This window comes from Roseofilum sp. SBFL, assembly GCF_017746885.1.
Lineage (GTDB): Bacteria > Cyanobacteriota > Cyanobacteriia > Cyanobacteriales > Desertifilaceae > Roseofilum.
Genome location: NZ_JAGHZH010000142.1, coordinates 21,897 through 30,862 on the forward strand (window position 1 = coordinate 21,897; position 8,966 = coordinate 30,862).

General features: G+C 43.0%; 9 protein-coding genes. 6 read left to right on the forward strand and 3 right to left on the reverse strand.

All coding sequences use genetic code 11. The features are described from left to right. Window positions 1-542 precede the first annotated feature (542 nt). Both J7545_RS14860 and J7545_RS14865 read left to right on the forward strand, forming a co-directional pair. A complete protein-coding gene (locus J7545_RS14860; RefSeq protein ID WP_318719766.1) occupies window positions 543-1,538 on the forward strand; it encodes an RNA polymerase sigma factor, RpoD/SigA family in 996 nt (331 codons plus the stop codon). A 127-nt stretch (window positions 1,539-1,665) separates the two neighbouring features. Continuing rightward, window positions 1,666-2,199, forward strand: coding sequence for a hypothetical protein (locus J7545_RS14865; protein WP_318698350.1), 534 nt, complete (start codon window positions 1,666-1,668; stop codon window positions 2,197-2,199). A gap of 3 nt (window positions 2,200-2,202) precedes the next feature. Here the strand turns inward: J7545_RS14865 and J7545_RS14870 are convergent, their stop codons facing one another. Then, complete coding sequence (locus tag J7545_RS14870; RefSeq protein WP_318698349.1) at window positions 2,203-2,763, reverse strand: ExbD/TolR family protein; 561 nt, start codon at window positions 2,761-2,763, stop codon at window positions 2,203-2,205. Window positions 2,764-2,813: 50 nt separating this feature from the next. Beyond that, a complete protein-coding gene (locus J7545_RS14875; protein ID WP_318698348.1) occupies window positions 2,814-3,224 on the reverse strand; it encodes a metalloregulator ArsR/SmtB family transcription factor in 411 nt (136 codons plus the stop codon). Between the two features lie 143 nt (window positions 3,225-3,367). Here J7545_RS14875 and J7545_RS14880 point away from each other — a divergent pair, with 143 nt between their 5' ends. Further along, on the forward strand, window positions 3,368-3,535 hold the full coding sequence (locus tag J7545_RS14880; RefSeq protein ID WP_271937071.1) for a metallothionein: 168 nt from the start codon (window positions 3,368-3,370) through the stop codon (window positions 3,533-3,535). A gap of 74 nt (window positions 3,536-3,609) precedes the next feature. On the opposite strand, the gene J7545_RS14885 is transcribed toward J7545_RS14880, so the two are convergent. Then, window positions 3,610-4,968 carry an ATP-binding protein gene (locus tag J7545_RS14885; RefSeq protein WP_318698347.1) on the reverse strand — a complete coding sequence of 453 codons (1,359 nt, stop codon included), beginning with the start codon at window positions 4,966-4,968 and terminating at the stop codon, window positions 3,610-3,612. Window positions 4,969-5,220: 252 nt separating this feature from the next. Here J7545_RS14885 and J7545_RS14890 point away from each other — a divergent pair, with 252 nt between their 5' ends. The 3 genes from J7545_RS14890 (at window position 5,221) to J7545_RS14900 (ending at window position 8,714) form a co-directional block, all read left to right on the forward strand. Further along, window positions 5,221-5,556, forward strand: a complete 336-nt coding sequence (locus tag J7545_RS14890; RefSeq protein WP_318698346.1) for a hypothetical protein — start codon at window positions 5,221-5,223, stop codon at window positions 5,554-5,556. 21 nt (window positions 5,557-5,577) lie between these two features. Further along, complete coding sequence (locus J7545_RS14895; RefSeq protein ID WP_318698345.1) at window positions 5,578-8,436, forward strand: FtsK/SpoIIIE domain-containing protein; 2,859 nt, start codon at window positions 5,578-5,580, stop codon at window positions 8,434-8,436. 86 nt (window positions 8,437-8,522) lie between these two features. Next, a complete protein-coding gene (locus tag J7545_RS14900) occupies window positions 8,523-8,714 on the forward strand; it encodes a hypothetical protein (RefSeq protein WP_318719767.1) in 192 nt (63 codons plus the stop codon). Window positions 8,715-8,966 lie beyond the last annotated feature (252 nt).

Below are 8,966 nucleotides of genomic sequence, written 5' to 3' on the forward strand. Positions count from 1 at the left end.
GACTAAAGCTTGAGAGCTTTTCTAGTGGGGTTTCAGGAACTCAATGGGCAAAAATTCGTCGTCTCAACCCATGGCCAAAGGTTCGGCAATCTCCATGATGAACCGAACTGACATATCGGGAGAAAATATTCAATCCTAGATCTTAGAGACGGAAAAGGAGAGGAGATGACTTTCTTAAAACAAAGTTAAGTAAAAAAACTCAGTCTAATCGGGTGAAGAAAATTCACCTGAAAGGAGGAGGTATGACACCAGAGGTTTAACTTACTCTTAGAAATGAAGCAAGTTAGACAACAACCGGGAATTCACCCCATCCTTGAAAGATAAGTTACACGTTAGGGAATCTCCCAACGGAACCAGGAGCCAGAAGGTCGCTGAACTGATTGCTCCAGTCCAAGTTGTCAAGTTTTGGCGACGGATCGGGAACCCTAGGAATAGATATCCCCAATACAGATGTCCGGGAAACGTCTACGAAATTGAGTAGATGGTTTTTAAGCTCTCAAGTTTTCAGTATTAACCCCGATCATCACAACGACCTAATCCTAATGCCTAAAACCATGACCAAGACGCAAACCAAAACCCAAACGAAGCTCCCCACCTATAAGGCAGATATGGTAAGGACATACCTGCATGAAATCGGTCGTATTCCTCTGTTAAGCCATGAGCAAGAGATTGTATTGGGTAAACAGGTTCAACAGATGATGCGGTTGATGAATGTTAAAGAGCAGCAAGAAGACCAACTCGATCGCCCCATCAGTGATGAGGAATGGGCCGATTTGGTACAGCTCGATCCTCAAGAGTTAGATCGGATGGTCAAGCAAGGTCAACGAGCCAAACAAAAAATGATTGAAGCGAACTTGCGTCTGGTGGTGGCGATCGCCAAAAAATACCAGAAACGGAATATGGAGTTTCTGGATTTAATCCAAGAAGGAACCCTGGGACTCGAACGGGGAGTGGAAAAATTTGACCCCATGAGGGGCTATAAATTCTCTACTTACGCCTATTGGTGGATTCGTCAAGCCATTACGCGGGCGATCGCCCAACAAGGGCGAACCATTCGGCTACCGATCCACATCACGGAGAAACTCAACAAAATCAAAAAAATTCAACGAGAACTCTCCCAACAGTTCGGTCGCAGTGCGACTCCTACGGAAATCGGCCAAGCCTTAGACCTGAAACCGGCTCAAATCCGTGAATACCTTACCCTCTCCCGTCAACCCATCTCCCTAGATCTACGGGTGGGAGATAACCAAGATACGGAACTCCAAGAACTCTTGGAAGACGATGGTATTTCTCCGGAACACTATGCCACTCAAGAACTCCTGCGCCAAGACTTGCATCATCTGATCGCTGACCTCACACCTCAACAACAAGAGGTGTTGAACTTACGGTTTGGACTCACGGATGGTCATGAGTTATCTCTCTCTCAAGTCGGTCAGCGCATGAGTTTAAGTCGCGAGCGAGTCCGCCAACTGGAACGACAAGCCTTAACCTACTTACGTCGCCATCGGGGTCTGGTTCGTGAGTATTTAGCCAGCTAAGGGTTGGTTGTGTTGTCGCCAAAATCGAAGAAGCACCTAGCTTGAACGCCAAGAGATCCCACAGGTGCTTCTAACAGAATAAAAAATGCTGATTTATAAAATCGATTTTTCTGAGGAGGAAACTAGGGTGCTTGAATTTTTATCATCTCAGATGCAACGCTTAACTTCAACGTTGGTACACTCTTCATCGGTGCTAACGCCTCTGATGGTTACCCTCATGGTCTCCTTGGGAAATGGCGCTCCGGCCTTGGCTCAAAATACGTCTAGCTCTCCTGAAAGTTCCCAGGCTGAAGCGATCGCTCAGTTTCCAGATGGGGTTTATTTTTATGGAGAATCTCCTCAACTGGATCAATTGGGTCAAGCCTATATGGTGTTTGAAACTCATCAGCAGAAGCTTTTAGGTGCTTTTTATATTCCCCATTCTTCCTTTGATTGTTTCTATGGACAGGTTGTCCAAAACCAACTCACTTTGACGGTGATTGATAGTTACGAGCGCACTGCTCATGCTTATGCAATGGCTTTGGAACCGGTGGCGATCGCCTCTAGTCCAGGCTCTCCAAACCTCCAGTTTGAGCCTAAAGGCTTTCATCGAATTTCACAATTGAGGGATGCCGAGCGTGGGTATCTAGAAACTTGTCGCCAAGATTTAGGAAATAATTAACCCTTATTCCTGGGTTTCTGAAGTCTCTGGTGCTTCAGGTGCTTCAGGTACGGTCGTTGTCGGCTCTGGTGCAGGAACTGGAGTCGGTAAAGGCGTTAAACCGGGAATCCCTAAATCCAGATTCGGAGGTTCTGCTGGGGTAACTTCCGAGGGGTTCACCCCTGTGGGAAGCGTTGCCAATGCCACGCGATCGCCGCCCACAGACCGCATTAAATCTAAAATTTGGACAACATCTTCATAAAGAGCTGTTTTTGAGGCATACAGTACCATTAATCCCTGTGCATTCTGAATCTGATAGGCGAGTAAGCGCTGTCGCAATTGATCCCTGGGGACTAATTCCTGTTCAATATAGGTTTGACCCACCGTATCCACACTAACAATTAACATATCCTGCATTTGGGTGGTTCCGGTCTTGGCACTCGGCAAATCCACGGTAATCGCTTGCTGGCGGGTCAACCCCACAGCCGCTAAGATGAAAAAGGTCAAAATGCAGAAAATAACGTCAATGAGGGGAATAACTTCGATCCGCGCCTCTTCTGTTGGATTATCCCAGTTGATTTTCATGGTTTAGTATTATAGAGTTTTGAATCCTCTGGCTGCCATACACCACAACCCTATTCCCTACTTTCGTCCAGGTGTTCGGCAACGGTGTGATAGAGATCGAGGATATGGCGATCGTCTAGATAATAATAGACTTTTCGTCCCCGTTTTTGGTAACGGACAAGCCGGTGAGCGCGGAGGGTTCGCAGTTGATGGGAAACAGCAGATTCCGTTAACTCTAGAGTCGTGGCTAAATCGCACACGCACAATTCTTCCGTAGCTAATAAGGATAGGATTCTTAAGCGATTGGGGTCTCCGAGAATACTAAAGAATTCTGCCATTCTTTGAGCTTTCCGAGGATGCAGAAGATGAGACTCTAGATCTTGGCGGTGTTCTGTATCTAATTCCTGGTGGGGCGAGCAGTGAGGGGAGTCACCCGTTTTTAGGGAGGCAATGGACTGGGAGAGGTCAGGTTGGGATGGCATAGAGGGAGTAATGAAGTAATGAGTAAGTGAATAGACTATTCTTTGGCTCCTTATTCAAATTTAACAATCTCTGAACAAGTTTTCAAGATTTATGTGCTAATATATGAATGTCTGTTCAGGTATTAAGCAAAGGAGACAATCTGATGGTAACTGTGACCCAAATGAAATGTGCTTGTGAGTCTTGCCTGTGTGTTGTTGATGTGGAAACTGGGGTACAGAACAATGGCCAGGTTTATTGCAGTGAGGCTTGCGCCAATGGCCATCCTGATGGTTCAGGCTGCGGACATCACGGATGTGGATGTGATAAATAAGTTATATTGAAACGAAAAAAATATCTGGGGCGATCTCACTTTCTTAATGAAGGAGGCGATCGCCCTCTTCCACATCATTCAATTAATCGTTTTATCCCTTCTCGAAACACTGGAAACAAATCAAACGATGGTGTAGAATTAATAATATAGCGACGCTTCAAGGAGACTAATCCATTAATTAAATCTATTGAAGACAGGGATAATGATTCTCTTAAATCCTCTCTAGACATAGGAAAATCAGATTTACTTAACTCAATCGAAATCTGTTGCTCTGTTGGAGATAGACGCTGAAAAATTTCTGCAACTTGGCTGTTCATTTCTTCAGCGATTGCAAGAGTATTTTCGTTTAAAAAATCAGAGACATTTCCCAAGAAAAGCATTTTGATTAGATAGGCGACTTGTTGTAAATAAGCAGGATGACCCTGATAGAATTCTACCAGTGTCCTCCAATCTTGTTGATAAGGCTCCCCATCACTAGCGCGATCGCTCAATCCCAAGCCATTCAAAATTGCTGTATTTTCTAATCCTTGCAATTCTAAGCACTTAACTCGATATAGTTCTTCATCCAATTCTATCATTTCTTGGCATTGCTCTTGACTAATTAAAATTACAGTACTTTGGTGTTCAGTTTCTTTGAGCTTATTCAAGAAGGTTCTGTATATTTTGTATTCAGGTTTATATTGTCCTGCCAGTTTTCCGCTCATAAAAATTTCTTGTAGGTCGTCAATAACAATTAAGCATCTCCGTTGGGCAAAAAGATTGAAGAGTTGTTTGAATTTATAATCGACTTTCTCGAGTCTATCATTTTTGGCAGTCAGAATTTCATCCATTATCGTAGATAAGCAAGAGCAAATTTTCAAATTTTCCCAGACGATTGCCTCAAAAGACTCTCGATTGAGATCGATCCATTGCTTAACTAGAGTTGTTTTACCAATTCCTGGAAGTCCTACAACAGAAACTAGAGGGATTCCTTTCTGGTGTACCCAATCAGAGAGAATATTCAGTTCCCTTGTGCGATCGCAGAACTTTCTGATTTTCGGAGCCTGTTCTAAATCATAATACTTTGGGGTTCGTTTTATCACTTGATAGGTCTCGTTTTTTTCATCAGCTTGCAGACGATCCGGACAATCATTAACTTCACTATTCGTTGAAGCAACAAACTGAGGTGAATTAATAACTCTTTCAAGCGTCCAACAAAAATTAGCCTTCCGAATATCTTCATCAAGCTCTTCCGATAAACTCTTAAATAACTTACGGCTAACCTCTCCAATATAATTGTCATTATATTTACCCGGGATGTCTTGTGCCATTCTTTCGTAGGTTTTGCCTTCCCAAAGTCCTTGAATGATGTTTTTTTGTAGGTCATCTAAATGCTTTCCCGTTTTCTTTTCTACCAAACGGTCTACTAATTGTAAGACTTCCGTAACATTCATAGGATTAAGCCACGACAGCTACTAGGATCATTTGTGACATTTTGTTACATTACAGAGTTAAGCTAGGACAGCTCTTGCAGTCACTATAGCATACCTATATCCCGTAAAAGCTAGTTTTTTCTAGCTTTAGCTTAAAAAGTTGTTACAAATTTTGTGACTAAACCAAGTTTTTTCTAGTGGCATTTCTGTAATCGCAGATCTACTATGATCGGGAGTTCCCGATTTGCTTATACTCAGGATAGGTAAAAGTCAATGATATCAACGATTATTGAAGATCGCAGTCAGATTTGGCAGAAGTACGATCAGGCTTCTCAACAACAGCAAGAACTCGCTTCATATTCTGGTCAATTTAACGACATTAATACGTCAGAAAATATACCTTTATTGACGGATGCAGGAACTCCACCCGATGAACTGGCTGCTTCAGTTTGGCAGTTGAAACAGTATTCAGACCAGATCAAACAATCTCAAGCCAATATTGAGCAATATCAAACAGAAATTGCTGCTGTAAAAAAACAGTTTTTTATTATCGTGGGTATTGCTGTTTTGATTATCTCGATCGCCTTATATCAATTGGTTAACCGTTAATTCTCACAGAGCGAGGCAAATATGTTTTGGATCTGGAAAAATAAAATTACAGCACTGGAGAAAAAAATCAGTGAAGCTGAAGAACAAATTAAAAAAACTAAAAAGCAAGGAACCTCTGTATTTAAGCATGGTACAAAGTTTGCCCAGAAAATAGAAGATTTTTTTCAACCCCAGTTTGCAGCTAACGAAGAACAACTGGAAGATTTCCTGAGTGCCTGTGATACAGTCAATGTTCGAGGGTGGCAAGCCAATCATTGGCAATCTTGGGAACCCTCTCATGCTTTACTCAACGAATATATCCGTATTGGAGCTGATGTAGAATCGAGAAGTCATGGTCGCTTTTCTGTCCCCCATATCGCGCCCTTTATCGGTCATAATAAGACGTTAATTATTGTCAGTGACGATCGCACAGTTGACGAGGCGATCGCGCTCCTACAGTCTTTAGCCATTCGTATTGCCCTGACTCTACCCCATCAGTCGCGCTTCACCCTCATCGATCCAGTGGGCAGTGGTTCTGCATTTCCAATGCAAAGGTTTTTACCTTTTGTCCGAGAATCGAGTGAGGATATTCGACGAGATTTAGATCAAGTTAGCGCAGATATTAGAAGAATTATCGCCACGTATCTAGATGCTGGTTCAGATTCATTTGAGCTTTTACCCGAAGATATTCGAGTCAATGAACGTTTAGAATTTATTTTGGCAGCCAATTTTCCTAGAGAATACGATCGCCGTGCCATTGAAGCCCTCTATAATATTGGCAGAAGCGGCCCCAAAGCTGGCAAATACTTAATCTTACACTATAATCAGTCTCAGTCCTTGCCCCGCGATCTATCAATGGAGAGCTTTGAAAATGCTATCCCTATAGATTTAATCAAGGGTTTTCAACCCTTCGCTCCCACAGCTTGTCAACTCAAATTTGTTCCCGATCTAGCACCCTCACCTCCATTGCAAACTGATCTTTTTACTAAACTCAGTCAAGCCAAACCCCCGCAGCGAAACCTAGCCTGGAAAGAGACCGTTGAAATTCCCGATGGAGATTGGTGGAAAGAGAATGCTGCTGAATTTCTGGAAACCCCCATTGGAGGATATGGTAGCCGTGAAAACTTACTCCTCTGGTTTGGCGAAAAAGGGAAAGAAAATATTTGTGCCCACGGTATATTAGGCGGTACAACTGGATCGGGTAAATCAACTTTGTACCATATCATTGTCATGGGATTAGCGATTCGCTATCCCCCGGAAGAACTGAAAATGTATTTAGTTGATGGCAAATCTGGCGTTACATTTCAACCTTACAAATATTTACCCCATGCTGAAGTGGTCTCTCTGCACACAATGCCAGAACTATCCCGCAGCGTGATTGCTGAATTAGTGGCAGAAATGGATTATCGATTTGATTTATTTGGCTCAGTGGGGGTTGAAAAACTCGCTGACTACTACGCCAAGGGAGAGCCTAAAGGAAAACTTTCTAGAATTCTACTGCTTGTGGATGAATATCAAGAGTTATTTGAAGGCGATCAAGACGGAATTGCTTCAGGACATCTCAAGAAGTTATCCGAACAAGGACGTGCTGCGGGGATTCACATGCTGTTGGGTTCTCAAGGATTTAGTGCGGCAGGAATGTTGCATCGCGAGGAGATTTTCCGCAATATCCATCTGATGATGGCAATGCGGATGAAACCGGATGATATTCAAGGCTTAACTAATTTTGGTCGGCGAGGAAAACAGTTGATTATGACCTGCGATTTACCGGGCAAGATTGTCGTCAACGATCAACTGGGTGATGATAATGCTAATAAACTCGGAAAAGTGGCTTTCTTAACTTCAGAGGAACGGGATCAAATCGTTCAACAACTCCATCATAAAGCGCACGCAGAATTTTCTCCCGATCGCCTACCCTTGCGTATTGTCTTAGATGGAAAAGAACAACCCAACATTGTTGAAAATCCACAGTTGCGTAACTTATTAGACTATTCAGCTTGGCTAACTCCTCAAGAGTGGCAAACGAAAGCGCGTCAATCAAAACAAGAAGGAGGTCTAGGTATTTCTGATTGGTTTTCGGCTGAACGACCAAGAGCGCTTTGGCTCGGACAAGAGTTTAGCGTACATGGCCAAGCGATGATTGTATTGCGAAGACGTATTGCTGAGAATGTTGTGCTGGTAGGCGGTGAAAGTACGGCTATCTATGGAATGCTCGCTGGAATAGTCACAAGTTTGGCGATCGCAACTTCTCCCCAGATGACTGAGTTCTATATTTTCGATCGCAGTATGGCAGAAACTCAGTGGTGTGAGGCATTAAAATCACTCTATACTGATATTCTCGATCCGGTTGGCTTTCGGGTAAAATTTACGCGAAGTGTTAAAGAAATTGGCCCCTGGATTGATTCCTTACTAGAAGAACTCGAGCGACGCATTCAATTAGAGGATGATGAAAGAATTGCTCAACCCTCCATTTTTACCCTCATGACTGAATTGGATCGAGTTGATGACATTCGTCGTAAAGCAGATGCTTATGGGATGATGGATTCACCTCTGGGTGAAAAGCTGAGGCGTTTGTGTGTGGAAGGTTCTCGGTTAGGAATTCATCTAATTCTCAGCTTTTCTGGACTCAAAGCCATGCTCAATGTTCTTGATGAGCGGCTAGACTTGGCTAATTTCCGCCATCGCATTGCTTTGCAGATGTCGGAAGATGATTCTTTCACATTTGTTCGCAACCGTAATGCGTCTCGTTTACAGCTTGAGGGGAGTAAACCCATTTCCGGTTTGTACCTTGATGTGGAAAGCGATCGCGCCGTCCGTTTTAAACCCTACAGCACTGAAGCAACTGTGCCCTTGAATGAACAGTTGCTTCAAGTCGCTGAAACTCTCAAACAATGGAGCTAAAAACTATGAGCCTAAATGACACTTTTCGAGAAATGAGGATTTTTTATTCTGAGTTGAATCGTTTCAATGACAATCTTCGTTCCTCTATGAATGATTTACAAAAGAATCACGATCGCGTCTCTCCACTTTGGCAAGATGATATGCGCAAAGAATACGATCGTCAATGGCAGGAATTTGACGAGATGATGAAAAATTATCTCCAGCGAGAAGCTCCCGCTTATAGTCAATTTTTGGATCAAAAACTGCAAGATCTGGCTCGTTATTTGGGACATCGATAAACTTTTTCTCTCAATTCATTCATACATCAGTCATTTAGCTAAGGAGGAAAGCTAACCCATGAGTTATAGTAGTGCTACAGATACGCGAGTTCTCCTAACCGGACTACAGGAATACAGCGCTTTGCGCTGTTATGATGGACAGTAACAACAATGAGTAAACCAGTTTTTTAACGGTTCAGGATTAATCAACTTTATAGCTACGGATAGGAGGATATCAATCATAGCACTGGTAGTAGGAGCAAAACCTAAGAC